This window comes from Nocardioides pacificus, from assembly GCF_054775955.1.
The window spans coordinates 1,435,220-1,461,509 of the sequence record NZ_BAAHCI010000005.1 but is presented as its reverse complement, the minus strand read 5'-3'; the positions used below and the strand labels follow the sequence as shown (position 1 = coordinate 1,461,509).

Sequence of the window (26,290 nt, the reverse complement as noted above, 5' to 3'; positions counted from 1 at the left end):
CCCAGGCGCGCCAGGAACTCGTCGGCCATCACCTGGTCCCGGCTGCGGGTGTCCACACCGCTGACCCGCTGGAAGTCCGCGTGCTCACGCAAGGCCTGCATCGCAACGTACCCGTCCCACGACGGCACGTCCGCGGTGATCCGCATCATCCCGTGCCCCAGCCCCCGACTGGTCACCCGACGCCGGGCCCTGGCCCGCTCCACCCGATCCGCCTCACCCTCAGGATCGAGGTCACAGACCATCCGCCGCACCGCGAGCATCACCTCACGGTTGCCCATCCCACCCAGCACCGGCCCCAACGTCGCGTCCACACAGGCCCGGTCGGAGACCGAGAGGTCGGCGCTCTCGCGGACCATCACCATCGCCCGCTGCTCACTGATCTCCCCGGCCCCCAACGCCGCCAACGTCGCGGGCATGTCCCTGACCAACGCCACCGCCAGCCCCACGTGCTGACGGCCCGCGTGCGGCGACTCCCGGCGGGCCAGCGCGACCTCGTGGGCCACACCCCGCCCGCACCGCTCACTCGGGACACCACGCTCGGCATCCCCCACCAGCCGCCGCGCGTGCAGCTGCGCGGTCAACCGCGCCTTCGCCGCAGCCGCGGCACCCGTGAGGCGCTCCAACCCCGCCAGCTCATCGACCAACGCCGCATCACAGAGGTCATCGCCATCGATGCCGGCCAACATCTCGACCCACACCGCACCCAGATCAACACCCAGATCCACACCCGGCTCGACGCCCGCAAAGCCACTCGGATCGACCGGCGCATCCGACTCGGCAGCGCCCGCGGCGTCACCGCCGGAGCCTGCCTCGAGGTCGTAGCCGATGAGTTCAAACATACGATCGATTATAGGCAAGCAAACGGGGCCGGGGAACCCCTGAACGGGATCTGTGGATGAGATCGAGACGCCCTCCTACCGCTGGCCCCAACCGCTGGATCGAGACCAGACCAGTCCAGCACAGCCCACCGACATCGGCCCCAGCACGCCCGGGGCCGGACGCTCAGCTGCGGAAGGTCAGGAAGGAGGGGCCGTCATGCAGGGCCGCCACAGCGTGAGCGTCGGTGCCGACCGGCGGGACCACCACCCGCTCCTCCGCCAGCAGCGACCCTGCGTCGAAGTAGCGGAGCACGATCTGCTCCTCACCCGACCACTTCCATTCCCACACGAAGTAGCTCCCTTCGTCGGCGCAGTCACCTCCGGAGCCCCCCAGACCATCCAGCTTGTCGCCACTGTCGGGGCCGTCCGGGCGATAGGCAGCGACGTGGTCCTCGATGAAGCGCATGTCGCTCTCGGGCCCCCGGACCTCGAACCGCACACAGACGCGGTCCTCGAACACGCTGATGCCGTGTCGCGACACCACGTGCTCGCCGATCCGGACCTGGAGGTGCGTGCTGGCGTGGGTCGGCATCACGCCATTCTGCCCGCGCGTCCACCGGTGGGCGAGGAGTCAGCGTCTCGAACCTGGAGCAGGACGGAGCCAGGCCTCTCCACGAGCGTCTGCACGTCCTGGTCCGCCGCCAGAGCCTGACGCGCGCGGTGGAGTCGCACCCGGGCAGTTCCCGGACGGATGCCGAGCGTGACGGCGAGCTCCGCCGGCGTGAGCCCCTCCCACCCCACCAGCTGCAGGATCTCGCGATCCCGCACCGAGAGGCGGGAGACAGCGGCGACCACGACTGCCGTGGTCCGCTCGCTCCCCGGCGAGGCAGCCTGGGCCGCGGCCGTCGGCGCAGACTGGGCAGCGAGCTCACCCACCAGCTCCGCCTCGCTCCGTCGCCTGCGGCCCTCCGCCTTGAGGAGGGTCCGAGCGACCCCGAAGAGCCAAGCACGCCGCAGCGACGGCCCCGGCAGGTCCGCGCGCCGGCGCCACGCCACGACGTACACCTCCGCGACCAGGTCCTCGACATCACCGGCGTGCCGGCGCCGCGCGTAGCCGAACACGTCGCGAGCGGTGGCGCGGTAGAGCTCCTCGAACTCCTCGGCCGTGATGACGCGGTCCACCTCAGCGCTCCCCGACCCGCGGGAGGTCCGGCATGTTCTCGGCACTGCAATAGCCGTTGTGCTCGGCCAGGAGACGGGCGACGGCCTCCGGCTCACGCCCCTCCACAGCCTCACCCAGGGCGTCCAGATAGAAGAACTGGCTCGTGTCGCGGTGCCGCTCGGTCCAGGTCCGCTCACCGTCGGTGACCCGCATCGACTCCATCCGGCTGTACGGCGCGGGGTCGATGGCGGTGACGGCGTCCCAGGTGGGGGCGCTCTGGATCGTCGTGATCGCCTCGGCGCGCTCCGTCTCGTCCCCGCTCCGGGTGGCGGTGGCCCACTGGTTGGCCCACGAGCACAGCGACTGGTCGGCGACCCAGGCCCGCACCGCACCGGTCGTGACGAACTCGTCGTCTCTCGCGCCATGTACGTCGCGGACCTGCTCGCTCATGGCCAGCGCGCGAGCCTCGGCGCTCGGGAACGGGATGTCGGCGGTCTCCTCGGCGAGGACCTCCGCATAGTCGGGCGCCGCCATCCGCAGCCTCTCACCGGGGCCTCCCAGCCGGCGGTCCTCCGCGTCCACCGGGCCCTCTCCCGTGCGCGCCGTGTAGAGCTCGGCGGCGGCCAGCCCCGAGGTGCCGAGCAGCGCTGCACCAATGCCGGCAGCGACCACGACCCGGACTCCTGTGCGTCGACGACCGCGCCCGACCTCGTGCCCGACTTCCCGCTCGACGCGGCTCCAGACACGCTCCACCTCCCCCACAGAGGGGTCGGGCACCGGCGGCTCGGTGTCCGCCAGCAGCCGGTCGTGTGCGTCGGACCAGGGCGGTGGTGGTCGCATGGGTCCTCCTGGGGGATTCGGCGTCAAGTCTCACCCCTACATGTCCGGGCGTTACACCCTCCCTCGGGCTCAGCCTCCTCCAACTCAGCACCGTCGAGACCGTGACCTCCCGCCTTCTCGACGGTTGTCCCCTGTGACCGACCGCACAGACGAGGTAGCCATGAGACTCCGCCCCCTGCTCGCCACCGGCGCGCTCACCGCCCTGCTCGCCGCAAGCACGAGCATCGTGACCACTCCCTCGATCGCGGTCGCCACCGCGGGCCCGCTGCCGGCGACGTCGGCGACGTCGGTGGCGACGGTGGCGACGGCAGCCGCGGCAGCCGCACCCCAGGTCCGCGTGACCAACGGCTGCCTCGACGGCGTGCCTGACCCGGGCACCCCCGAGAAGGTCAAGATCTGCTACACGCTCTTCAAGCCGGCGCGCGCCACCGCGCGACGCAAGGCGCCGGTCGTCATGCACAGCCACGGGTGGGCGGGCTCACGCACGAGGGACGCCGCGTCGTTCCGCACATGGCTCTCCCGCGGGTACGGCGTGCTGACCTTCGACCAGCGCGGCTTCGGCGAGAGCGGCGGCCGGGCCCACGTGGAGAACCCCGACCTCGAGGGCCGCGATGTCCAGGCGCTCGTCCGGCTGATCAGCACGCAGCGCTGGGTCCGCAAGGACGGCCCCGGCGATCCGCGGCTGGGAGCGATCGGGGGCAGCTACGGAGGCGGCTACCAGTTCGTCGGGGCGTTCCGGAACCTGATGACGCGCGGCAAGCCGGTCTTCGACGCGCTCGCCCCTGAGATCACCTGGCACGACCTCAACCAGAGCCTGGCGCCCGAGGGCGTGGTCCGTGGCGAGTGGGCGCTGGCCCTGGGCGCGGCCGGCGCCGGCGACCTGCCGCCCGAGGTGCTCGTCGCCCTCGGCCAGGGCGTGGCGACGGGTCAGTGGCCCGACGGCTCACCGCCCGGAACCCCCGACATGGTGCGCTTCTTCGAGCGCAACGGCCCCCGGTGGCACGTGCAGCAGGGGCGCCGCCTCGACATCCCCGTGCTCTTCGGCCAGGGGACGACCGACACCCTGTTCAACCTGCAGCAGGGCCTGGCCAACTGGCAGCGCGCGCTGACCCCGCGGGCCCGGCGTCACAGCATCTTCGTGGGCTACAACGGCGGCCACGTGCTGCCAGCGATCCTGCCTCAGGGGGTCGGGAGCACCGCCGATCCGTGCAGCAGGCGCCTGGCCGGCGGCTCGTTCTCCGACCTCGCCGTGCGCTTCATGGACGAGAAGCTGCGTGGCCGGCGCACCGGGCTGCGGGGATACGGCCGAGTCCATCTCTCCACGGCGGCCGGCCGCTGCACCACGGTCTCCTCGGTCGCCCCCAACACGACGTACGACGTGGGGACGCTCGGCACGACCTCGGGTGTCGGCGTCCCGGTGAGCGTGAAGGTCGCCGACGGCCCGATCCGCGTCGCGGGCACCCCGCACCTCACCGGACGGCTGACGGCGCTCGGCGTCGACAACCGCGCCTTCTACGCCCTCGCCATCGGCACGTCGCCGCTGGACGCCAAGGTCGTGCAGAACAACGTGCTGCCGATCAACGAGCCGACTCCCGTCAACGGCGAGCGACGCCGGATCGCGCTGCCGTCGGTCGCGGTCGACGTGCCTGCGGGGCAGTCGCTCTTTGTCCTGGTGACGCCGATCAGCGACACGTTCGTGCTGATGGGCAGCCGCACGCCCGGCGCGGTCGTCCTCGAGGGCACCCGCGTCCATCTGCCGGTCGTCCGCAAGTGAGCCGGAACCGCCCACCGACCGCGTCAGTCGATCTACGCTGGCTGCCATGTCTCGGGTCTCCGCACGCCGCACGCTGTCCACGGCTCTGATCGCCCCCTTCATCGCCCTGGCCTGCACCGGATCGCTGCTGGCCTCCCCGGCCATGGCTTCACCGGCCATGGCAGGGGATTCGACCTACCCCCGCCACAGCTCGGACGGGGTCCGCGGCCCCATCGCCGAGGACCTCGGCTGGTCGGGACGCGTGGCCCGACGCAGCAACGAGACGGCGTGGACCGTGGCGCCCGGCGTGAGCTTCCAGCGCTGGGACCAGATCGACGCCCGGGGGACGCAGCGGGTCCAGCTGCTCACCGTCGACCCGTCCGTGCCAGGGGTGGCCCTCGACTACGCGTCGCCGGCCTTCGTCCAGTCACGTGCTCCGCTGACGAGCCTGCTGGCCCGGGACGCGGCGATCGCCGGCATCAACGCCGACTTCTTCGACATCGGCGACACCGGCGCTCCGCTCGGGGTGGGCCACGACCGCCAGCGGGGGGTGCGGCACGGTCCGGAGGCGGGGTGGAACTCCACCTTCTATCTCACCCGCACCGGGAAGGCGCGCATCGGCTCGGTGCCGATGAGGGCCTGGATCCGCCGCCGGCCGGCTCTGCGGATCACCAACGTCAACTCCCCCACCGTGGCGCCCGGCGGCATCGGCGTCTTCACCCGCAGCTGGGGACCGACGTCCGGCCGGCGGGTCACCGACGGGCAGAGGAAGCGCGTGCGCGAGGTCGTCGTCCGCCATGGCAGGGTCCGCTCCACGTCACGTCGCCTCAGCCGCGGCGAGCGTCCACGCGGCATCGTGCTGGTCGGGCGCGACCGCGGGGCTCGCGAGCTGGCCAAGCTGCGTGTCGGCAGCCGCCTGGCGATCCGGTGGCGCCTCAAGGAGGCCTCGCGGGCGAGGATCGCCGTGGCCGTCAGCGGCAACAAGGTGCTCCTCCAGGACGGGCAGCCGCTCGTCGTGGACGACCGCGAGCTGCACCCGCGCACCGCCATCGGCATCGACGAGGACACCGGCCGGCTGCTGATGGTCGTCGTCGACGGACGGCAGTCCTTCAGCCGCGGCGCGACCATGGTCGAGCTGGCGCTGCTGCTGCAGCAGCTCGGCGCGGAGAGCGCGCTCAACCTCGACGGGGGCGGCTCCTCCACGATGGCCGCGGCGGGGCCCGACGGGGTCGTCGGCGTCGTGAACTCCCCTTCAGACGGGCAGCAGCGACTTGTCCCCAACGGGCTGGGCGTCACCTACCGCCCGCGCTGAGGCAGGCCCACCCGCAGAGCTCAGAGGCCGAAGACCAGCCAGGCGAACACCGCGGCCAGCACGGGCGCGGCCAGCAGCCACTTGCTCAGCAGCCGGTGCTGGTGGATGAGGAGCCCGGCGAAGATCGCCAGCACCCCGAGCAGGCTCGCGATCACGACCAGGCCGACCTGGCCCGCGAAGTCGATGGTGTCCATCATCCGCGCGGCGAGCACCAGCCCGCCCGCGAGGTGCAGGATCGTGGTCACCGCCAGGGTCGACATGACCCACTTCTGCACGTTGCTGATGCTCATCCCGCCCGAGGACGACTGGCTGGCCTGGAGGTTGTTGGGGTCCATCAGGTGCCGCTGGCGACGGGGCTGCTGCATGGGGGTCGGCGTGGTGGGCAGGTCGCTCATGGTGTTCCTCTCGAGACGCTGTCTCCATCGTCTCACCGATGGGCTGAGAGGCTTGTCAGTGTGCCTCTCTTCACACGCGCCGAGCTCGAGTCCTTCCGTGACACCGAGGTGCCCGACCTCCTCGGGCCGGACCTGCGGCTCCTCTTCGTCGGCATCAACCCCGGCCTGTGGACCGCGGCAACGCAGACCCACTTCGCCCACCCCGGCAACCGCTTCTACCCGGCGCTGCTGCGCGCCGGGATCCTCGAGCGCCGCGTCGATCCGTCCACCGGGATGACCGACGAGGACCGCGACCACCTCCGGGCCCGGGGCATCGGCATCACGAACCTCGCCAGGCGCGCCACGGCGCGGGCCTCCGAGCTCAGCCAGGCCGAGCTGCTCGAGGGCGGCCGGCAGCTGGTGGAACTGGTCGAGCGAGAGGCGCCCCGCGTCGTCGCGGTCGCCGGGATCACGGCCTACCGGACGGCGTTCGGGCAGCGCAAGGCTGTGCTGGGCCCTCAGCCGGAGCGCCTCGGTCCCGCCGAGCTGTGGGTGGTCCCCAACCCGAGTGGCCTCAACGCGCACGAGACCGTCGCCAGCCTGGCGGAGGCGTACGCCGCCCCGGCGCGCGCCGCAGGCGTCATCGCCTGAGCGACCTCGCGCAGAGAGGATCGGGTCACAGCGGATCTGCCGACCCGAGCCGCCACACGGCCACCCCGTGCAGGCCCTGCTCCTCGGCGAGGCGGGTGCGCACTCGATAGGAGCGGGCGTCGGACCACCACAGTCGGGTCCCGTCGGAGAGCCGGGCGGTCCACTCCCCCGCCTTCGCTCGCCAGCGAGCCCGGGCGCCGTCGTGGCGGACCAGTCGCCGTGCCGCCGTGGGTGTGACGGTGCGCCCGGTCCCATGCCCCATCCTGCGGTCGGGCCAGGTATAGCCGTAGCCGGCGATCCCCAGGTCGATCTTGGTCCGGGGCGCGAGCGCCACCGCCGCGGCAAGCGCCCGGCGCTGCCAGGAGAGCGAGCCGATCGGGCCCGGTCCCGACCAGGTCGGGCCGTGCTCGTCGTAGGTCATCAGCGTGATCGTGTCCGCCGCCGCCGCGAGCGGGGCCATCCGATAGCCGCCCGAGCGGTAGGCGCGCGTCGACGTCCGCGCGCTGACGCACACCGACACCGTCCGCCCCGCAGGCATCCGGGTCTGCAGCTCGCGGACCAGCGCGACCAGCCCGCTGCTCTCCTGGCGGCCGAGGCCCTCCAGGTCGACCGAGACGCCGTCCCAGCCCTGGTCGACCACCAGTCCGGTCAGCCGGGCGGCCACCCGGTCGATCTTCGCGTCGCTGCGCAGCAGCCGGGAGGCGGCCCGCGGGTCGAAGGCCTCGAGGCGGTTGCTCCAGTTGCTGAGCAGGAGCTCGGCGCGCAGGCCACGCTGATGAGCCCGGCGCAGCACTCGGCGGACGTCGGCGGTGGGGGCGGCCACGCGACGCCCGTCGGCGGAGAGCGAGACGGCCGCGACACCGACCGTGGTCAGCTTGTCGGCATCGCGGTCGATCACCCGGTCGGGGGTGCTGCCCAGGGCGAAGGCGGTCACCGCCAGACCCGGATCCGCCGACTCGCCAGCGCCGGCCGGTCCCGTGGCACCGGTCAGCAGCAGTGCCGCGAGAGAGAGCGCGAGTCCGGCCCGTCGGGGAGTCGTGCTGAGGTCCATGCGCCCAGCGTCGCACGGGAGGGGAGCGTTCAGTCGAGCGCGGCGCGCAGGTACTGCCGCGGCCAGTCGATGCCCTCGCCGATCGGCACGCCCAGCTCGTGGGCGGCACGCAGCGGCCAGTGCGGCTCGCGCAGCATGACGCGGCCGAGGAGCACCGCATCCGCCGCGCCGGAGGCCACGATCTCCTCGGCCTGCTTGGGCTCGGTGATCAGACCGACCGCCCCGGTGGCCACGCCGGCACCCTCGCGCACCCGGCGGGCCAACGGCACCTGATAGCCGGGCACCAGGTCGATCCGGGCCGGCGCGTTGCCCCCGGAGGAGACGTCGACGAGATCCACCCCCGCCCGGTCGAGCAGGCCCCCGAGCCGGACGGAGTCCTCGATGCTCCAGCCGCCGTCGAGCCAGTCGGTGGCCGAGATCCGGACGAGCAGCGGCATGCCCTCCGGCACCCGGGCGCGCACCGCGGCGACCACCTCCAGCAGGAGTCGGACCCGGTTGTCGAAGCTGCCGCCGTACTCGTCGGTGCGGTGGTTGGACAGCGGCGAGCAGAACTCATGCAGCAGGTAGCCGTGTGCGCCGTGGATCTCGATGACGTCGAACCCGGCAGCCACCGCCCGCTCCGCGGCATCCCCGAAGGCCTCGATCACCGATCGGATCCCGTCACCGTCGAGGGCGCGCGGGTCCCGCATCCGCGGGTAGGGCTCCGCTGAGGGACCGACCGGCTCCCAGCCGCCCTCATCGTCGGCGACCGCGTCGCGCCCCTCCCAGGGCGGCCGGGTGGACGCCTTGCGGCCGGCATGGGCCAGCTGGATCCCCGCCCGAGCGCCCTGCGACCGGACGAGGTCGACGACCCGCGTCCAGGCGACCTGCTGCTCGTCGTTCCAGATGCCGGCGTCGACCGGGGAGATCCGCCCCTCGGGCACGACCGCGCTCGCCTCGGTGATGACCAGGCCGGCGCCGCCCCGGGCGAACGAGCCGAGGTGGGCCAGGTGCCAGTCGTTGACGACGCCCTCGACCGCGGAGTACTGGCACATCGGCGCCACCCACGCGCGGTTGCGGATCGTGAGCTCGCGCAGCGTGAGCGGGGTGAACAGCTCGCTCATCGACGCGCCGCGGGACGCGCGGGCTCGCCGACCACGGGCTCGACAGTCACCGACAGGACGGCCGACAGGGTGCCCTCGGCGTACTCCGTCTCGTCGGTGCGCCAGCGGTAGTCCGTCGTCTCCTGCGGCTCGAGCGTCACCCGGGCGGTCCCGTCGTCCCCGGGCTGGACGGGCTCGCCGACGGGCACGAACGCGCGGGTGCCGGCGGCGCGCGCCTCCAGCACCATCGGCTGTCCGGTCGACTGGCCGCGGAAGTCGCGCGTGGCGCCGCTGATCGTGACCTCCTGGCCGGCCCGCACCGGCTGGGTCGGCCCTTCGATGGCGGTGCTGAGCACCATCCCCTCGAAGTCGTACGTCGTGACGCCACCGGCGCCGCCGACGCGGAAGCCGTCGATGTTGAACGATGTGCCACCGCACCCGAAGCCCAGCACGATCCAGCCCGGCCCGTCCCCGCCGTGTGCCGCGGTGAACTCCGCCACCGTGGCCGTGCCGCCGTCGAGCACCTGCGCGCCCGTCGCCATGTCGCGGGCCGTCCACGCGAAGCTCAGGCCGGCGGCCGAGACGTTCGTCCACCCGCCGGCGGGTGCGGACAGCTCCGCACGCCCGCTCCACGATTGGCCCTCCGCGAGGTCGCCCCCGGCGTACCAGACGTACGCCGCGCCCCGGGCGCCGCCGCCCGCCGCGACCCGGACCTCCGCGACCGTGGTGTCGACCAGCGAGTCGACCCGGTGGGCGGGGCCGGCGACCGTGCCGGGCTGGTCGAGCTCGAAGCCGAAGCTGCGCTCGCCCAGCGGGACGGGGCCGGGACCCCGGTTGATCCGGGTCAGCGGCGCGCTGGCACCGGAGGAGAAGTAGTCGTCGCACCCGGCATAGGCCAGCCGCACGTAGCTGTCGGGGAAGTCGAGGCCAGGCACCGTCACGACGCCGTCGGAGCCGGCCGCCGGGCCGGCGGCCAGCGCCAGGCCGAGGGCGGCCGCGACGGGGGCGGCGAGGAGGGTGGGGACGACGCGAGGCATGGTCTCAGTCCACACCCCCCGGAGGCCTCCCGTCCAGCCTCTTCGCCTACCCAAGATCGAGGGTTTCCTGGCCCGGTTCCAGCTCGGGGAACAGCGACGGCTGCGCGACGCTCTGCCGACCCGCAGTGCGACGCTTCGGACGCCCCAGCTCCTGTGCCGTCTGCCGCTCGACGACGAGTCGGAGCGCCTCTCCCAACGCCGCCACCAGCGGGGCGGTCACGTCATCGTCGGGGGCGCCTCGCAGCCGCATGATCTGCCCGGCGATCAGCTCCCGGTCCATCCCGCACACGGTGGCGGCCATCTCCGCGCTGACCGGTCCGGTGACCGCCAGCTCACGGAGCACCGCGAGGGCCGGGTGCTCGTCGCGGTCGGGGTCCACCCCCTCCGGCGCGGACCGCTCGGGCCCTCCGGCGGGGTCCTCGAGCAGGCGACGCCCTCCCACTCGGCGGGTGAGGTCCGCGGCGGTCTCGTCGAGGCCCTCGCAGAACGCCGCGAGCACCGCCCGCAGCTGGGCCGGGGCGAACGGGACCGCGCAGAGGCGGTAGCGCGCGATGATCCGGTCCTCGTGGACATGGAACTGGAGACTCGGGTGGTCCCGGTTGAGGATGCCGACCTCGACGTCGGCACGATCGCGGTGGGCGACGTCGAGGACGAGCTCGCAGATGAGGTCCACCGCCGGGACGTCGTCGGCGATCCGGACCAGGACGACGCTCTTGCCGACGACCACCGGCAGGTCGCCGTCGGCGTCGTGGCGCAGGGGCTCGTCCAACATCAGCGCCAGGGCGGCGTCGACCAGCTCGCTGAGCTCCTCGGAGGTCTCGGGGAAGACCGCGATCGGCTCTTCGGGATGCTCCAGCGTCACCGCCTCGGTCGCCTGGACGGTGACCGGCTCGAGCTGGAGCCCGTCCGCATCGAGGAAGGACGGGTGGGGGCAGCCGTAGACCTCGCGCAGCGCGCGCACGCACAGCACCGCGAGCAGATCGGCCTCGCGTCGCTCGACGTCGATCCAGTGGTTGGCCGAGCCGGCGTCGGGCTCAGCAGGCGGGACGTAGGTGGGCTCCTCCCAGCCGATCTCGTGCAGCAGGGCCACCGCCGCCGCGTCGAGACGGTGCGTCGGCGCCAGGAAGGCGTTGCCCGCCGCCTCGGCGCGCACCAGGTCGCCGCCCCAGCCCACGAGCTGGAGGTAGGGGTTGGCGCCGTCGAGCTCGTCCTCGTCGACGCCCACCCCGGCGTCGATGTGGAGGAGGTCGTCGTCGGTCAGCGTTGCGATCCGGTCGGCCAGACGGCCACGGAAGGCACTCCACGCCTGATCCCCGGCCACCTCGAAGCCATCACTGTCGTCCACGGTGTCGACCGTAGCCGCCGGTGCCGACAAGACCCCAGTTCCCACCTGCCTGCCCCCACCTGTGGAGAGACGTTCGCGCTCGACGTCGATCGCGGGCAGCCTCGTGGACATGGATGACATGCCTCCCTCTCGCCCCCTTCTCCGCAGCCAGGCCGACCTCGAGGCCGCCTGGCGCGAGGCCATGCAGCCCCTCGGCTGGTCCGGCTCGTCGCTCTGGCTGATGCTCATCGAGGCCGACCGCCGGCCTCTCCACCTGATCGAGGTCGCCGAGGTCCCCGACGCGCCGGGGCCGGGCGTCTCCTGGGAGCTCGGCTCGTTCCTCGAGCACCTCGGCCGCGACTTCGTCGAGCCGGGCGGCAGCGTCGCCTTCCTGCGCGCCCGCCCGGGGGCCGGTCTGCCCGATGAACGGGACCGGGCCTGGGCCGCCACGCTGTACGACGCGTGCCGGCGCGCCGACATGGCCTGCGAGGTCGTGCACGTGGCCACCGACGTCGACGTGCGTCCGCTGCCGGTCGATGCGCTGCGCGCGCCCTGGTCGCTGGAACGACCCGCCTGAGGTCAGCCGACAGGGCTCGTGCTCGGCAGGGTCGGGGGCGAGGCCGCCGGAACCTCGGGAGCGGGGCTCAGGCTGGGGTCCGTCGTGGGCTCTCCTGTGGACTGTGTCGTCGGCTCCGACGTGGGCCCGGTCGAGGGCTGGGCGGTCGGCTCGCCGGTCGCGTCCTCGGACGGCTCCTCGCCCGGGGACACGTCGTCGCCCGGCGAGGGGGCTCGCTCCTCGTCGTCGAGCCCGTCAGGGTCCCCGCCGGGCTCGGAGCCGCCGGTCAGCCGGGTCAGGGACGTCCCCCCGTGCGTCGAGGTCCCTCCCGTGTAGGACGAGACCGAGCGACCGACGATCACCTCGAACGCGGTGATCGCCACCACGGCGACGAGGAACAGCGCACCGGCGCCGAGCGCGATCCGCCGCCAGGGCAGCAGAGCCAGCCGGTCGCGCACGGTCGACTCGGGCTCGAGCGAGCCTCTCTCCTCGACCGCCGGATCCAGATCGGCCTGCGCCCGGCGCACCTCTGACGTGGAGACCCCCGCCCGGGCCAGGGCCACCTCCTGGGCGTGGCTCAGCCGGGCTCGGCTGCGCGCCAGCCCTTGGGAGTAGAGCGCGCCCGTCACCGTCACCACCACGCTGCCCAGCGCGGCACCGATCAGCGTGCCCGCCGCACCCAACGTGGAGAGCAGCACTGCGGAGGAGACAGCCGCAAGAGCGCCGGCGAAGGTCTTCAGCCAGTCGATCTCGAGCTTGGGCTTCTCTGCGTCAGTCATCTCCTTCGAGTATGCCCACCCGTCCCACACGAGCACGTCAGTGGGACGAGCCCACCCACGCCTGCGGGAGCCGTGCCAGAGTCGGCAAGCATGACGCGTGTGACGAAGCTGATGTTCGCCCTGTGGCAGGGCGCGGAGCCGCTGGCCGATCCCCTGCTCTCGCCCGCACTCCACAGGCGCCTCCGTGGCGCCGGTGCCGGCACGATCCAGGTCAACGTGGACGACGCGGACGTGGCCGGCGCGATGCTGCGCCTGCAGACCTTCGACGAGCCGGTCCGGGCGGTCGTCAGCGTGTGGCTCGCCGAGGACGCGGGTTCGCAGGCTCCCCGGGAGGTGGCGGCCGTGCTGGGCGAGGTGACGACGCGCCTGGCCGGCTGGGAGGTCAGCGAGCGGCGCCCCCTGGAGCCACCGGTGGCGCCCGACGGCGAACGGGCCGACACCCTGGCCAACGTCGCCTTCCTGCGGCGCCCCGAGCGGTTGAGCCACGAGGCGTGGCGCGCGCACTGGCACGGGCGGCACACGACCGTGGCGATCGAGACCCAGGCGACGTTCGGCTACGTCCAGAACGAGGTGGTGCGTGCGGTCACGCCCGACGCGCCGGTGGTCGACGCGCTGGTCGAGGAGCTGTTCCCGAGCGCGGCGATGAGCGACCTGCACGCGTTCTACGGCAGCGGAGGCGACGACGACGAGCTCAACCGGCGTCTCGCGACGCTGATGGAGAGCGTCGCGGCGTTCGGGGCCGATGAGGGCATCGACCTCGTCCCGACCAGCCGCTACGTCTTCTCGAGCCCTGCCCTGTAGACCCCCGCCCTGTAGACCCCTGCCCTGAAGAACCTGCCCTGACGCGTCCGGGTCAGGAAGGACAGGTCACACAGGTGCGGGCGATCGGGCGTACGGCGAGCCGCTCGGCGGGGATCGGCCGACCGCAGCGGGCGCAGATGCCGAAGCTGCCGTCCTCGACCCGGCCCAGGGCCGCGTCCACCTCCTCGAGGTGGAGCTCACCCTGCCGGATCAGCGTGCTGAGCTGGGAGCGCTCGAACGCGATGGTCGCGCCCTCGGGGTCGTGCTCGTCATCGGCGTTGGACGACTCCGAGGCGTCCACCATCCCGGAGAAGTCGCCACGCAGCCGGGCCACCCGCTCGGCGGTGGTCGCCTGCTCGGCGAGGAGCCGGTCGCGCACATCGGGATCCGTCATCGGGCGACGGCATCGCGCCGGCCCTTCGGGATCTTGGTGATGAACGGCAGCACCATCGCGACCAGGGTGAGGATGCCGATGGTCGTGTAGCCGGTGGTGTAGTCGGAGTCGCTGCCGATCAGTGCGGAGGCGACGACCGGGCCGATCACGCCGCCGAGGCTCCAGCCGATCAGCATCAGCCCATAGATGGCCCCGGCGTTCTTGACCCCGAAGTAGTCGCCGGCGGTGGCGGGCATCGTGCCGAACGCGCCGCCGTAGCAGAGGTAGATGACCGCGGCGAGCGCGAAGAACAGCACCGCGCTGGAGGCGTGCGGGATCAGCAGCAGGCAGACGCCCTGGAGGCCGAGCATGGCCACGAAGGCCGGCATCCGACCCACCCGGTCCGAGGCGGCGGCCCACACGATCCGCCCGGCCCCGTTGAAGATCGCCAGCGCCCCGACCACGCTGGCGGCCGCGCCCGCGCTGTAGCCGGCGATGTCGATGGCACTGCTCTTGGCCTGCGAGATCAGGGCGATGCCGGCGATGACGTTGAGCGTCAGGATCGCGGTGAGCAGGTACCACTGAGGCGTCTTCAGCGCCTCGCCCTGGGTGTAGTCGCGGGCCGCGGAGTCCCCGTCCGCGGACGACGACTCCTCGTGCCCGGGCACGACGTAGCCCGCGGGCGGATTGCGGAAGAAGGACGCGCCCACCAGCGACATCACGAGGTAGGCGATGCCGAGCGGGAGGAACGCCTTGGTCGGCTGGTCCTCGTTGCGCTCGATCAGCCACTGGGCGACCGGCGAGGTCAGCACGGCCCCGAAGCCGAAGCCCCCGACGGCCAGACCGGTGATCAGACCGCGCTTGTCGGGGAACCACTTCTGCAGCATCGCGATCGGCACGATGTAGGCCACGCCGAGCCCGAACCCGCTGATCGCGCCGTAGCCCAGGATGATCAGCCACAGGTCGTCGTCGCTGCGGGCGAAGGAGGCCAGAATGATGCCGATGGCATAGATCACGCCGCCGACCAGCGCCACGAGTCGCGGGCCCTTCTTGTCCTGGACGCGACCGCCGAGGTAGGTCCCGACGAAGATCATCCCGATCGTCACGCTGAACGGCAGCGAGGCCTGGACCTTCGTCAGCTCGAAGTCCGCCGCCTTCTCGAGGGCGGTGCCGAAGACGCTCCAGGCATAGACGGCGCCGATCGAGAACTGCAGCAGCAGCCCGGCCCCGACGAGCAGCCAGCGGCCCCTTGTCGCGTCAGCCCGGGTTGCATCAGCCTGGGTCGAGTCCGTTCGGGACGCATTCTCAGCCATGCCAGTCGCCTCTCGCTCAGTCCTGGTGCCGCACCGGTTCCCCTCGATCGACCCGTTCACGCTGGGGGACGACGGTGTAGCGCGGATCCTTCGCCGACTCCTGTCCCGCCTCGAACACACCGAAGCGCGTGCAGGCGGAGCCCGCCATCAGCGCCAGCCCCGAGACCACCGCGACGCCCCGACTGCGACCGGCGAGCAGCGTGCCGGCGGCCCCGGCGGCGGTGAGGACCTTGGCGGCCGTCATGAGCCGGCCGGCCTCGCCCTGGTGCAGCGGCTCGGCGGTGATGCCCATCGACTGCTCCATCCGGTGCTCCATGGCCAGCTCGAGCAGCGCCCCGCCGGCGGCGAACCGGCGCGCCGGGAGGGTCTGGGCGGTCGGCGCGGTCAGCATCGCGAAGCCGCCCGATGCTGCCGCGGCCGAGCCGACGAACACGAACGGCAGCTCCTTGTAGGCCGCGTGCCACGACGGCGTCGCGGTGTCGGAGAGCAGGACGGCGGTGTAGGCCGCGACCGGCGGTGCGAACAGTCCGGCGAGCAGTCCCGCGGGCCCCCCGGCCGTCTCGAGCAGCCGCACCGGCGTCGTACGACGGGTGCGCTCGGGCAGCATCGCGGCCACCTCGGCCGCGGCCGCGGCACCGGCGAAGGGGCCGTAGATCGAGAGGATCCAGGTGCCGACCGACATCGGCGAGGTCAGCTTCATCACGCGCAGCATGTTGACGAACCGCGAGGGCCGGCCGAGGTCGTGGACCAGCGCGAACATCGAGAGCCCCAGTGCCCCGATGGCGCCGAGCCGGCCCGAGCGGCGCAGGGCGTCGCGACCGGTCGACTGGGCGCCGGCGGCGAGCAGCGAAGAGCCCGCGGCGAGCCCGCCGGTGAAGAGGTAGGCCGGGATCTCGGCCTTCCACGGGGAGGCCTTGACGATGGGGCGGCCGTAGTAGGAGGTGAACGCCGCCTCGGGCACCATCACGTCGTCGCGGGTCTTGCGCTTGCGGCGCCCCCGGCGCTGCTCGGTGTCGCTCACGATCGCCTCCCCAGGAAGGACAGCACCGCTCCCAGCAGCATCACGCCGGCGGCCGTCGAGGCGCGGTTGAACATGTGCGGCAGGTCCTTGGTGGTCACCACCGGGTCGGGCGGGAAGCCGTAGACCTCCGGCTCGTCGAGCAGCAGGAAGAACGCGCCCGTGCCGCCGACCCCGTCGTTGGGGTCGTTGCCGTAGAGCCGGGCGTCCATGATCCCGGCCTCGTGCAGGCGCTCCACGCGCTTGCTCGCCCGCTCGCGCAGCTCCTCGACGTCGCCGAACTGGATCGACTCGGTCGGACACGCCTGGGCGCAGGCCGGGGTCTGGCCGGCATCGAGCCGGTCGTAGCACAGCGTGCACTTCTGGGCGATGCCCACGTTCTTGGCCCCGGCCGGCCCCTGGCGCCGCTCGATCACGCCGTACGGGCAGGCCGGGACGCAGTAGCCGCAGCCGTTGCAGATGTCGTCCTGCACCACGACCGTGCCGAACTCGCTGCGCATCAGCGAGCCGGTCGGGCAGACGTCGAGGCAGGCCGCATGGGTGCAGTGCTTGCACACGTCCGAGGACATCAGCCACCGGAAGTCCGGACGCTCGCCCTGCTCCTGCCCGGGCACGTCGGTGCCGGAGTCGGGCAGGGTCACCCCGGGCGCCCCCATCGCCGGCATCCCGAGGTCGACCGACGGTCGACCCGGCTTCACCGGCTGCTCGATGAACGCGACGTGGCGCCACTGGTTGGAGTTCAGCGACATCGAGTTGTCGTAGGACGACCCGAGCAGCTCGAAGTGGTCGGCGGGGACGTCGTTCCACTCCTTGCAGGCCACCTCGCAGGCCTTGCAGCCGATGCAGATCGAGGTGTCGGTGAAGAACCCCTTGCGCGGCTGCTCGTCGTCGTAGCCCGCGTCGGGCGCCGGGTCGAGCGGACCCCACAGGCTGTTCTTGCCGATCATGACTCGCTCCCCGGGTCGGGTGTCTCGTCGCCGTCGTCCTGCTGGGAGGCGCCGCGGCCCCGCGCCGTCACGATCGGCACCGTGTGGTCGTCGTACACGCCGGAGCGCTGCTGGTAGTCCGTGACGAGCTCGACCAGGGCGCGGCCCGTCGGTCGTCGGCCGGCTCGGACGTCACAGGTGCCCACCTTGCTCTCCTGGATCAGCACGTTGGGGTCCAGCGAGATGCCGAACAGGTCGTTGGCGGAGTCGCCGGTGACCATGCCGCCGGAGCCCCAGTGGTAGGGCAGCCACACCTGGTGGACCGTGCGGCCCTCGACACGCAGCGGGGTGAGCCGCTCGGTGACCAGCACCCGGCCCTCGACCGCGGCGCGCGCCGTGACCACGTGGCACCAGCCGCCGTTCTCGAGGCCTTGCATCTGCGCGAGCTCGGGCGAGACCTCGACGAACATCTCCGGCTGCAGCTCGGCGAGCCGCGCGACGTACCGGCTCATCCCGCCGGCCGTGTGGTGCTCGGTGAGCCGGCTGGTGGTGAAGACGAACGGGAAGACCTCGCTGTGCTCCTCGGGAGGACTCGGGTTCATCCGGTTGTCCTCGCGGGCGTACTCCTTGCGGGTCGGGTTGGCCTGCTGGCCGTAGATCGGGTTGCGGAACGGCGACTCGACCGGCTCGTAGTGGGTCGGCATCGGACCGTCTATCAACCCCTGCGGGACGTAGAGGCTGCCCTTCCCGTCGCCCTGCATGATGAACGGGTCGACGCCGGAGATGCCCGCGACGCCGTCCGCGCCGTCGGCGGGTCGGTAGGACGGGGGCTTGGTCTTCTCGAAGTCCGGCACGTCGTGACCGGTCCACTCCCCTGCCTCGCCGAGCTCGGCGTCCCACCACACGTAGGCCTTGCGCTCGCTCCACGGCCGGCCCTCGGGGTCGGCCGAGGCCCGGTTGTAGAGCGTGCGGCGGTTGGCCGGCCAGGCCCAGCCCCACTCGGGCGCGACCCAGCTCTGCTCGGAGCCCGGCTTGCGCCGCGCCGCCTGGTTGACCCCGTCGGCGTAGACGCCGGTGTAGATCCAGCAGCCGCCGAGCGTGGACCCGTCGTCCTTCATCTCGTTGAACGTCGACAGCGGACGCCCGGTCGCGATCTCGTAGCCGTTGATCTCCATCAGCACCGCCTCGGCGCTCGGCTCGTCGTGCTCGCCGTGCACCGGGTAGTCCCAGGAGAGGTGCTGGATCGGGAGGTCCTTGGGGTCGGTCGAGTCGGCCAGCCGCTCGCGGACCATCAGGCCGAGGTGGTAGAAGAACCACAGCTCGGAGCGGCAGTCGCCTGGCGACTCGACGGCCTTCTCCCGCCACTGCAGCATCCGCTGCGTCTGGGTGAAGGTGCCCTCCTTCTCCACGTGCGTGGCCGCGGGCATCAAGAAGACCTCCGTGCGGCACTCCTCCGGCACGATCTCGCCGGACTCCACCTCGGGGCTGTTGTGCCAGAACGACGCCGACTCGATCTCGAACAGGTCGCGTACGACGAGCCAGTCGAGGTTGGCCATCCCGAGCCGCTGGGCCTTGCCGTGGGCGGAGCCGACGGCCGGGTTCTGCCCGAGCAGGAAGTAGCCCTTCACCTTTCCGTCGATCATGTCGAGCACGGTCCGGTAGGTGCCGTGGTCGCCGGTGATCCGGGGCAGGTAGTCGAAGCAGAAGTCGTTCTCGGGTGTCGCGTGCTCGCCCCAGTAGGCCTTGAGCAGGTTGACGCCGTAGGCGCCGGCGTTGGACCAGAACCCCTTGGCCCCCGGGTTGCGGACGCTGTCGATCCACTCCTCCAGCGAGGTGTGCTCACTGGCGTTGGGCATCGGCAGGTAGCCCGGCAGCAGGTTGAACAGCGTCGGGATGTCGGTCGAGCCCTGGATGCTGGCGTGGCCGCGCAGCGCCATCACGCCGCCGCCGGGGCGCCCCATGTTGCCCAGCAGCAGCTGCAGGATCGCGCCGGTGCGGATGTACTGCACGCCCACGCTGTGCTGGGTCCAGCCCACGCTGTAGACCAGCGCCGTGGTCCGCTCGCGGCCGGAGTTGCTCGCCCACGCATTCGCCACCTCGAGGAACTGCTCCTCGGGGACGCCGCACGTGCTGGCCACCATCTCCGGGGTGTAGCGGGCGAAGTGCCGCTTGAGGATCTGGAAGACGCAGCGCGGGTGCTGCAGTGTCTCGTCGCGCTGGACCTCGCTGTCCACCTGGACGCCGTGGGTCTCGTGCTGCATGGCGCTGGCGGTCTCGCGCTGCATCGGCTCGTTCTGTCCGTCGCCCTTGTGCTCCTGCGTGGCGTACTGCCAGGTCTCGGAGTCATAGGTGCGCGTCTCGTCGTCGAAGCCGGAGAAGAGACCGTCGAGGTCCTCGGTGTCGACGAAGTCCTCGCTGACGATCGTGGCGGCGTTGGTGTAGGCCACGACGTACTCACGGAAGTCGAGGTCGTTGCTCAGCACGTGGTTGACGATGCCGCCGAGGAACGCGATGTCCGTGCCCACCCGCAGCGGCACATAGGTGTCCGCGAGCGCGCTGGTGCGCGTGAAGCGCGGGTCGACGTGGATCACCTTGGCCCCACGCGCCTTCGCCTCCATCACCCACTGGAAGCCCACGGGATGGGCCTCGGCCATGTTGGAGCCCTGGATGATGATGCAGTCAGCGTTGGCGAGGTCCTGCTGGAACCCGGTGGCGCCGCCGCGCCCGAAGCTGGTCCCCAGACCGGGGACGGTGGCGGAGTGTCAAATGCGAGCCTGGTTCTCGATCTGGATCGCGCCCATCGCCGTGAACAGCTTCTTGATGAGGTAGTTCTCCTCGTTGTCGAGGGTCGCGCCTCCGAGGCTGGCGATGCCGAGGGTCCGGTTGACCCGGCGCTCCTTCTCGTCGAGCTCCTGCCAGGTGTCGTTGCGGGCCTTGACGACCCGGTCGGCGATCATGCTCATCGCGGTGGGGAGGTCGAGCTCCTCCCACTCGGTGCCGTAGGCCCGGCGGTACTTCACCGTGGTCTCGCGCATCGGGCTCGTGACGAGGTTCTTGCTGGCCGAGCCCTTGGGGCACAGCCGGCCGCGGGAGACGGGGCTGTCGGGGTCGCCCTCGATCGAGATGATCTCCTCGTCCTTGACGAAGACCTTCTGGCCGCAGCCGACGGCGCAGTAGGGGCACACGCTGCGCGCCACGCGGTCCGCGGAGACGGTGCGGGACGTGGTGTCCTCTGTCTTCTGCGAGCGCACGGCCTTGCCGCGTCCCAGCAGATCCGAGCCGGTGAACTGGCGCAGCACCGGCCACGACAGTGGCGTCCTCACCATGACGGTCCCCTCTTCACCCGAGGCGGAGAGCCCCGAGCGGAGCCCCCGTGGCTGCGAAAGTACCCCTCCGACGGGCGTTCATGCCATCACCTGACGAGAACTATCTGACGACGAGCGGGAACTCCCCCGCCTCGACCAGCTCGCCGATCACGGGGTGCCCGGGCAGCTCCCCGGCGACCAGCAGGCCCCCGGAGGTCTGCGCGTCGGCGAGCAGCACCAGCTCGTCGTCGTCGACCGACGCGTCGAGGTGGGGGCGCACCCAGTCGAGGTTGCGGCGGCTGCCGCCCGGCACGAACCCGTCGGCCAGCGACTGACGGGCGCCGTCGAGGTAGGGCACCGCCGCGGCGTCGACGATCGCGGTGACGCCGCTGGCCCGGGCCAGCTTGTAGAGGTGGCCGAGCAGCCCGAAGCCGGTCACGTCGGTGGCCGCTCGCACCCCGGCCGCGACCGCGGCTCGGGAGGCGTCGCGGTTGAGCGCGGTCATCGTCGCGATGGCCTGCTCGAAGCGCTCGCCGGTGCTCTTGTGCCGGTTGTTGAGCACGCCCAGCCCGAGCGGCTTGGTCAGTGTCAGCGCGGTGCCCGCCCTGCCGCCGTCGTTGCGCAGCAGCCGGTCGGCGTCGGCGAAGCCGGTCACGGCCAGGCCGTACTTCGGCTCGGGGTCGTCGATGCTGTGACCGCCCGCGAGGTGGGTGCCGGCCTCGCGGCAGATGTCCGCGCCGCCGCGCAGCACCTCGGCGGCCAGCTCGAACGGCACCTTGTCGCGCGGCCAGGCCAGCAGGTTGACCGCGAGGAGCGGCTCGCCGCCCATCGCGTAGACGTCGGAGAGCGCGTTGGCCGCGGCGATCCGGCCCCAGTCGTAGGGGTCGTCGACGACCGGCGTGAAGAAGTCCGCGGTGGCGATCACGGCGCGACCCTCCTCGATGCGCACGGCGGCCGCGTCGTCACCGTGCTCCAGGCCGACCAGCAGCTCGCCGTAGTCCCCGGTGCGCGCGGTGCTGCGCCCTCCCGGCAGGTCCGCGAGCACCCGCTCGAGCTCGCCCGGCGGGATCTTGCAGGCGCAGCCCCCGCCCGCGGCGTACTGGGTGAGACGGAGCGGTCCGGTCGCGTCGGTCATGCGCCCCAACCTAGCCACCCCACCCCACCTGCCCGGGCCTGTTCTAAGGTGACCGCGGAGGCGTACCTCGTCTGGTGATGGGCGCGGTCCTCAAAACCGTAGGGGGGCAGCAGCTGTCCCCGGCGGGTTCGATTCCCGTCCGCCTCCGCCAACGTCAGACGTGGCGCCCGCAGCCGTCGCCGCCCGTCTCCACAGCACTCCCACGGCGAGGCCGGCCACGAGGTTGACGCTCCAGTAGGGCCAGCCGACGGCGGGGATCAGCCCCAGCAGCCAGGCGGTCGACAGCCCCAACGCGAGAGGGACCCGACGTCGGGACAGCAGCAGAGCGGCGATCGAGGCCTCCAGCGCGGCGGCCGCGGCCACGACCGCGGGCGCGACGGGGAGCAGGCGCTCCAGCACCCAGGGGTACGGCGGCAGCCAGGCGGTCTCCGCGAACCACGGCAGCAGCTCCGAGGCGCGCGGCAGGAAACCGACCACGTTGCCGACGGCCGCGGCGCCGAAGCCGACGCCGACCGCGACGTGCGCGGCGGGCTCCCAGTGGTCCAAGGAGTTCATGGCACTCACCTCCGGTGTCCCACGCTGGCAGGCCGCGGCGGATCCGGACAGAGTCGGTCGTCCCGCATCGCACCTCCCGCACGGCACTCGCGTGGCCCTAGGGTGATCCCGTGCACGACCCGCGACGGGACACGCCCCGCACCGACCACGTCCTGGCCGACCCCCGTCTGCGCGAGGCCACGGGCCGACTCGGCGAGCGCCTGGTCAAGCAGACCGTGGTCGCGGCGCTCGAGGCGTGTCGGGCCGGCGAGGTCGACCCCGACGACGTCGCGTCGTACGCCGTGGAGTCGCTGCCGCCGGTGGCGACCGAGCTGCGGCGCGTCGTCAACGCGACCGGCATCGTGGTGCACACCAACCTGGGCCGCGCCCCGCTGTCGAGCGCGGCCGTCGACGCCCTGGGAGTGGCTGCGGGGGCGACCGACGTCGAGCTCGACCTCGCGACCGGGCGCCGGGGTCGCCGCGGTCGCTCGGCGCTGGCGGCCCTGGCCGAGGCGGTGCCGGCGGCGGGCGGCGTGCACGTCGTCAACAACGGGGCCGCGGCCCTCGCGCTGGTCACGCTCGCGCTCGCCGCCGGCCGCACGATCGTGGTCTCGCGCGGCGAGCTCGTGGAGATCGGCGACGGCTTCCGGATCCCGGAGCTGATCGAGTCGGTCGGCGGCGTGCTCCACGAGGTCGGCACCACGAACCGGGTGCGACTCGCCGACTATGCCGACGCGATCGACGACGACACGGCGTTCGTGCTCAAGGTGCATCCCAGCAACTTCCTGGTCACCGGCTTCACCTCCTCGGTCGGGGTCCGCGAGCTGGCCGGGCTCGGCGTGCCGGTCGTCGCCGACATCGGCTCGGGACTGCTCGCCCCCCACCCCCGCCTGCCGGACGAGCCCAACGCCGCGACAGCGCTGCGCGACGGGGCCACCCTCGTGACGGCCTCGGGCGACAAGCTGCTCGGCGGGCCCCAGTGCGGGCTGATGCTCGGTGACGCCGAGCTGGTCGAGCGGCTGCGCCGCCACCCGTTCGCGCGGGCACTCCGCGTGGACAAGCTGACGCTCGCCGCGCTCGAGGCCACCCTGACCGGGCCGCCGTCCCCGGTCGCGCAGGCCCTCGCCACCACTCCCGAAGCACTGCTCTCCCGTGCGCGCCGCATCGCCGCCGCCCTCGCCCCCGAGGTCGACGCCCACGCCGTCGAGTCGTTCGCCGCGGTCGGCGGGGGCGGCGCCCCGGAGGTCGACCTCCCCAGCGCCGCCGTGGCGCTGGACGCCGACCTCGCCGGCCCGCTGCGCCTCGGCGACCTCCCGGTGGTGGGCCGGGTGGAGAGAGGCCGGCTGCTGCTCGACCTGATCGCCGTCGCTCCCGCCGACGACGCCGTCCTCGTCGAGGCGGTCTTCCGGGCGCGCGACTGAGGCCTCCCGCAGATGGTGGATCCGGGGCCACGGCACAGTCTCGGTCTTGCCCTGCTCTGACACGCTGAGCCCGTGCACGTCATCGCAACCGCCGGCCACGTCGACCACGGCAAGTCGACGCTGGTCAAGGCCCTCACCGGCACCGACCCGGACCGGCTCGAGGAGGAGCGCGCGCGAGGACTGTCGATCCAGCTCGGCTACTGCTGGACCTCACTGCCCGGAGTGGGGGACGTCGCCTTCGTCGACGTGCCGGGGCACGAGCGGTTCATCTCCACGATGCTGTCCGGGATCGGCCCCGTCCCCGCGGCGCTGCTCGTCGTCGCGGCCGACGACCCGTGGATGCCGCAGGCCGCCGAGCACCTCGCGGCCCTCGACGCCCTCGGTGTGCGCCACGGGGTCGTCGCGATCACCCGCAGCGACCTCGCCGACCCGGCCCCCATGCAGGCGCGGGCGGCGGCGGAGCTCGCCGGTACGACGCTCGCGGGAGCCCGCGTCGTAGCGCTGAGCGCGCACACGGGGGCGGGCCTCGACGAGCTGCGCACGGCCCTCGCCGAGATGCTCGACGAACTCCCCGCGAGCAGGCCGGACGCGGACGTGCGCCTGTGGGTCGACCGGCGCTTCAGCATCAAGGGCGCGGGGACGGTCGTGACCGGCACCCTCCCCGAGGGCACGATCCACCGCGGCGACGAGCTGGCCCACGCCGGCCGGGTGGTGCGGGTGCGCGGCGTGCAGTCGCTCGGCGAGCCCGTGTCCAGTGCCACCGGCGTCGCGCGGGTCGCCCTCAACCTCACCGGGGACGACGCCGGCTCGGTGGAGCGAGGGTCGGTCCTCGTGACGCCCGGCGCCTGGCGGGAGACGACGCTGCTCGACGTACGCCTCGCGGAAGGCAACGACGACGTTCCCGCCCAGCCGATGCTCCACATCGGGGCGGCCGCCGTGGCGGCCCGGTGTCGGCCTCTGGGCACACGGCACCTCCGGATCACGCTGGACGAGCCGCTGCCGCTGCGGGTGGGCGACCGGGCGCTGCTGCGCGACCCGGGCAGCAGGCGCGTCTGGGGGCTCCAGGTCCTCGACCCCATGCCCCCGGCCCTGCGTCGCCGGGGTGCGGCCGCCGACCGGGCGGCCCTCCTCGAGAGCCTGACCGGCGAGCCGGACCTCGCCTCGGAGGTGGCCCGGCGAGGCGTGGTCGACGTCGACGTCCTCCGCCGGATCGGGGTGGCGGCCGAGGACCGCTCCCTGCAGCGGGCCGGGACCTGGCTGATCAGCTCCGAGCGAGCCGAGCGCGCCGCCGCGGACGTCGAGGCGGCGGTCCGCGAGCACGACGCCGCGCATCCCTTGGACCCCGGGGTCGCGCTGACCGCACTGACCGAGCGGGTCGGGTTGCCCACGCCGGAGCTGGTCAAGGCCGTGGTGCGCCCGCCGCTGCGCGTGAGCGGCGGCCGGGTGCGCTCGCCCGGAGGCAGCGGGCTGCCCCCCGAGCTGGTGCGTGCCGTGGCCGCGCTCGAGGCCGAGCTGGCTGCGGCTCCCTTCGCCGCTCCGACGGCGGACCGGCTGGCGGCGCTGGGGCTGGACGCCAAGCGCGTCGCCGCCGCGGCCAAGGCCGGCCTCGTCCTCCGGCTGGCGCCGGGGATCGTGCTGCTCCCGGACGCGACGGAGCTCGCGGTGCGCTGCCTCGAGGAGCTCCCTCAGCCGTTCACGACGAGCGAGGCGAGGGTCAGGCTGGCCACGAGCCGACGGGTGGTGCTCCCACTGCTCGAGCACCTCGATGCCCGTGGGCTGACCCGCCGGCTGCCCGACGACCGCCGTACGACGTCAGCTGCTCGCGACGCTCAGGCGCAGTAGTCGCACTCGCCGGTGGCCGGCAGCGCCATGTGGCAGTTGGGGCACAGCGGCACGGCCTTCTCCGCGAGGCGCTGCTTGCGCAGCCGGTCGCGAAGCGTGATGACCTGCGGGGTCAGCGTCGCGGAGCCACCGTCGTCGGGGATGTCCGCACCGAAGTGGTGGTGGCAGGCGAGACGCTCCTCGGCGGCGTGGTCGTCGTGGTCGTCCGGCGCGTCACCGTGGATCTCCGAGACGGCCAGGGCATAGCCGTTGCCCACGCTGCCCGACGCGTTCACGCACAGCGACGACAGGATCGGCTCCTCGCGCTCCGCGCAGTCGCGCGCGACCCGGGTCAGCACTTCGCCGATCCAGTAGTGCATCAGCTGCCCGGTGCGGATGCCGGTGCGCTCGCGCACCAGGCCGCCCAGCTGCTTGTAGGTGACGACGGCGCCGTAGCGTCCGGCCGTCTCGATGAGGACGGCGCGCGCTGCGTCGGCCCACTCCTTGCGGGCGACGTCGATGCCGATGTCGGGGGCGTCGCGCCAGGGGCCGGCCGTCGGCTCGGGCAGGTCCTTGGAGGAGGCGCTGGTCGAGAACACCTCGTAGCCGAGCTCCTGGAGCACCGTCGCCGCGCCCTCGCGCCCGTCGGGGAACTGCGCGGCCTTGGCCGGCGTGCCGGTGGCGAAGCCGAAGGCCACCCCGATGATCGCCTTCGCGTCGTAGGCCTTCGCGTTGTGCCACAGGACGTACTCGCGCGGCTTGCCGAAGCCGTGGCGGGACAGGAACCCGTCCTCCCCCCGCTGGTCGTACTCGTCCATGGCGCGTTCGACGTGCTCGCGGGTGACGTCGGAGAAGTTCAGCATGACCTCAGGTTAGGCCTCGCAGCCCCATGACCGGGCATCCT

At 72.8% G+C, this 26,290-nt stretch carries 24 protein-coding genes and 1 tRNA gene; 8 read left to right on the top strand and 17 right to left on the bottom strand.

Features of this window, described 5'->3' with window-relative positions; translation table 11 throughout:
• The 4 genes from ACYU7L_RS09625 to ACYU7L_RS09610 all read right to left on the bottom strand — a co-directional run.
• Positions 1-839 (bottom strand): DUF222 domain-containing protein (locus ACYU7L_RS09625; protein ID WP_460795503.1); only part of this gene is annotated, 839 nt, incomplete at its 3' end.
• Positions 840-1,002: 163 nt separating this feature from the next.
• Entirely contained in the window at positions 1,003-1,410 is a 408-nt protein-coding gene (locus ACYU7L_RS09620) for a hypothetical protein (RefSeq protein ID WP_460795501.1), read from the bottom strand.
• Complete coding sequence (locus ACYU7L_RS09615) at positions 1,410-2,000, bottom strand: RNA polymerase sigma factor (RefSeq protein ID WP_460795499.1); 591 nt, start codon at positions 1,998-2,000, stop codon at positions 1,410-1,412. The genes ACYU7L_RS09620 and ACYU7L_RS09615 overlap by 1 nt, the downstream gene beginning before the upstream one ends.
• Before the next feature lies 1 nt (position 2,001).
• On the bottom strand, positions 2,002-2,820 hold the full coding sequence (locus tag ACYU7L_RS09610) for a hypothetical protein (RefSeq protein WP_460795497.1): 819 nt from the start codon (positions 2,818-2,820) through the stop codon (positions 2,002-2,004).
• Positions 2,821-2,980: 160 nt separating this feature from the next.
• On the opposite strand from ACYU7L_RS09610, the gene ACYU7L_RS09605 reads away from it, so the two are divergent.
• Together ACYU7L_RS09605 and ACYU7L_RS09600 are read left to right on the top strand one after the other, a co-directional pair.
• Positions 2,981-4,594: an alpha/beta hydrolase family protein gene (locus ACYU7L_RS09605; RefSeq protein ID WP_460795495.1), complete on the top strand. Its 1,614-nt coding sequence runs from the start codon at positions 2,981-2,983 to the stop codon at positions 4,592-4,594.
• Positions 4,595-4,640: 46 nt separating this feature from the next.
• The gene (locus tag ACYU7L_RS09600; RefSeq protein WP_460795493.1) at positions 4,641-5,885 is read left to right on the top strand and encodes a phosphodiester glycosidase family protein; all 1,245 of its coding nucleotides are present in this window, start codon (positions 4,641-4,643) and stop codon (positions 5,883-5,885) included.
• Between the two features lie 20 nt (positions 5,886-5,905).
• Here ACYU7L_RS09600 and ACYU7L_RS09595 read toward each other — a convergent pair whose 3' ends face one another.
• Positions 5,906-6,280, bottom strand: a complete 375-nt coding sequence (locus tag ACYU7L_RS09595) for a hypothetical protein (protein ID WP_460795491.1) — start codon at positions 6,278-6,280, stop codon at positions 5,906-5,908.
• A 60-nt stretch (positions 6,281-6,340) separates the two neighbouring features.
• Between ACYU7L_RS09595 and ACYU7L_RS09590 the strand changes: the two genes are divergently transcribed.
• Positions 6,341-6,910, top strand: coding sequence for a mismatch-specific DNA-glycosylase (locus tag ACYU7L_RS09590; protein ID WP_460795488.1), 570 nt, complete (start codon positions 6,341-6,343; stop codon positions 6,908-6,910).
• Positions 6,911-6,935: 25 nt separating this feature from the next.
• Here the strand turns inward: ACYU7L_RS09590 and ACYU7L_RS09585 are convergent, their stop codons facing one another.
• Genes ACYU7L_RS09585 through ACYU7L_RS09570 form a run of 4 tightly spaced genes read right to left on the bottom strand, consistent with a single transcriptional unit; the run spans position 6,936 to position 11,425 of the window.
• Complete coding sequence (locus ACYU7L_RS09585; protein ID WP_460795486.1) at positions 6,936-7,961, bottom strand: glycosyl hydrolase family 18 protein; 1,026 nt, start codon at positions 7,959-7,961, stop codon at positions 6,936-6,938.
• A 29-nt stretch (positions 7,962-7,990) separates the two neighbouring features.
• On the bottom strand, positions 7,991-9,064 hold the full coding sequence (locus ACYU7L_RS09580) for an NADH:flavin oxidoreductase/NADH oxidase (RefSeq protein WP_460795485.1): 1,074 nt from the start codon (positions 9,062-9,064) through the stop codon (positions 7,991-7,993).
• Positions 9,061-10,080 (bottom strand): hypothetical protein, encoded by a 1,020-nt coding sequence (locus tag ACYU7L_RS09575; protein ID WP_460795482.1) that lies wholly within the window; start codon positions 10,078-10,080, stop codon positions 9,061-9,063. Before ACYU7L_RS09575 ends, ACYU7L_RS09580 begins: the two co-directional genes overlap by 4 nt.
• A gap of 46 nt (positions 10,081-10,126) precedes the next feature.
• Positions 10,127-11,425, bottom strand: coding sequence for a T3SS (YopN, CesT) and YbjN peptide-binding chaperone 1 (locus ACYU7L_RS09570; RefSeq protein ID WP_460795480.1), 1,299 nt, complete (start codon positions 11,423-11,425; stop codon positions 10,127-10,129).
• Between the two features lie 109 nt (positions 11,426-11,534).
• On the opposite strand from ACYU7L_RS09570, the gene ACYU7L_RS09565 reads away from it, so the two are divergent.
• A complete protein-coding gene (locus ACYU7L_RS09565; protein WP_460795477.1) occupies positions 11,535-11,981 on the top strand; it encodes a hypothetical protein in 447 nt (148 codons plus the stop codon).
• Positions 11,982-11,983: 2 nt separating this feature from the next.
• On the opposite strand, the gene ACYU7L_RS09560 is transcribed toward ACYU7L_RS09565, so the two are convergent.
• On the bottom strand, positions 11,984-12,739 hold the full coding sequence (locus tag ACYU7L_RS09560; RefSeq protein ID WP_460795474.1) for a PT domain-containing protein: 756 nt from the start codon (positions 12,737-12,739) through the stop codon (positions 11,984-11,986).
• A gap of 90 nt (positions 12,740-12,829) precedes the next feature.
• Between ACYU7L_RS09560 and ACYU7L_RS09555 the strand changes: the two genes are divergently transcribed.
• Positions 12,830-13,540 (top strand): EthD domain-containing protein, encoded by a 711-nt coding sequence (locus ACYU7L_RS09555; RefSeq protein WP_460795472.1) that lies wholly within the window; start codon positions 12,830-12,832, stop codon positions 13,538-13,540.
• A gap of 52 nt (positions 13,541-13,592) precedes the next feature.
• On the opposite strand, the gene ACYU7L_RS09550 is transcribed toward ACYU7L_RS09555, so the two are convergent.
• From ACYU7L_RS09550 to selD, 6 genes are all read right to left on the bottom strand, one after another.
• Positions 13,593-13,934, bottom strand: coding sequence for a TraR/DksA family transcriptional regulator (locus ACYU7L_RS09550; RefSeq protein WP_460795470.1), 342 nt, complete (start codon positions 13,932-13,934; stop codon positions 13,593-13,595).
• Entirely contained in the window at positions 13,931-15,226 is a 1,296-nt protein-coding gene (locus ACYU7L_RS09545; protein ID WP_460795467.1) for an L-lactate MFS transporter, read from the bottom strand. The genes ACYU7L_RS09550 and ACYU7L_RS09545 overlap by 4 nt, the downstream gene beginning before the upstream one ends.
• 16 nt (positions 15,227-15,242) lie before the next feature.
• Complete coding sequence (gene nrfD, locus ACYU7L_RS09540) at positions 15,243-16,247, bottom strand: NrfD/PsrC family molybdoenzyme membrane anchor subunit (protein WP_460795465.1); 1,005 nt, start codon at positions 16,245-16,247, stop codon at positions 15,243-15,245.
• Positions 16,244-17,191, bottom strand: coding sequence for a 4Fe-4S dicluster domain-containing protein (locus ACYU7L_RS09535; protein WP_460795463.1), 948 nt, complete (start codon positions 17,189-17,191; stop codon positions 16,244-16,246). The genes nrfD and ACYU7L_RS09535 overlap by 4 nt, the downstream gene beginning before the upstream one ends.
• Positions 17,188-20,496, bottom strand: coding sequence for a formate dehydrogenase (gene fdh / locus ACYU7L_RS09530; RefSeq protein ID WP_460795461.1), 3,309 nt, complete (start codon positions 20,494-20,496; stop codon positions 17,188-17,190). Before fdh ends, ACYU7L_RS09535 begins: the two co-directional genes overlap by 4 nt.
• A 100-nt stretch (positions 20,497-20,596) precedes the next feature.
• Positions 20,597-21,610, bottom strand: coding sequence for a selenide, water dikinase SelD (gene selD / locus ACYU7L_RS09525; protein ID WP_460795459.1), 1,014 nt, complete (start codon positions 21,608-21,610; stop codon positions 20,597-20,599).
• A gap of 56 nt (positions 21,611-21,666) precedes the next feature.
• On the opposite strand from selD, the gene ACYU7L_RS09520 reads away from it, so the two are divergent.
• The 3 genes from ACYU7L_RS09520 (at position 21,667) to selB (ending at position 25,407) form a co-directional block, all read left to right on the top strand.
• A tRNA-Sec gene (locus tag ACYU7L_RS09520) sits at positions 21,667-21,761 on the top strand.
• 514 nt (positions 21,762-22,275) lie between these two features.
• Positions 22,276-23,565: an L-seryl-tRNA(Sec) selenium transferase gene (gene selA / locus ACYU7L_RS09515; protein WP_460795457.1), complete on the top strand. Its 1,290-nt coding sequence runs from the start codon at positions 22,276-22,278 to the stop codon at positions 23,563-23,565.
• Between the two features lie 72 nt (positions 23,566-23,637).
• Positions 23,638-25,407 (top strand): selenocysteine-specific translation elongation factor, encoded by a 1,770-nt coding sequence (selB, locus tag ACYU7L_RS09510; RefSeq protein WP_460795455.1) that lies wholly within the window; start codon positions 23,638-23,640, stop codon positions 25,405-25,407.
• Here the strand turns inward: selB and ACYU7L_RS09505 are convergent.
• The gene (locus ACYU7L_RS09505) at positions 25,395-26,249 is read right to left on the bottom strand and encodes a hypothetical protein (RefSeq protein ID WP_460795452.1); all 855 of its coding nucleotides are present in this window, start codon (positions 26,247-26,249) and stop codon (positions 25,395-25,397) included. The genes selB and ACYU7L_RS09505 overlap by 13 nt on opposite strands.
• Between the last annotated feature and the right edge of the window lie 41 nt (positions 26,250-26,290).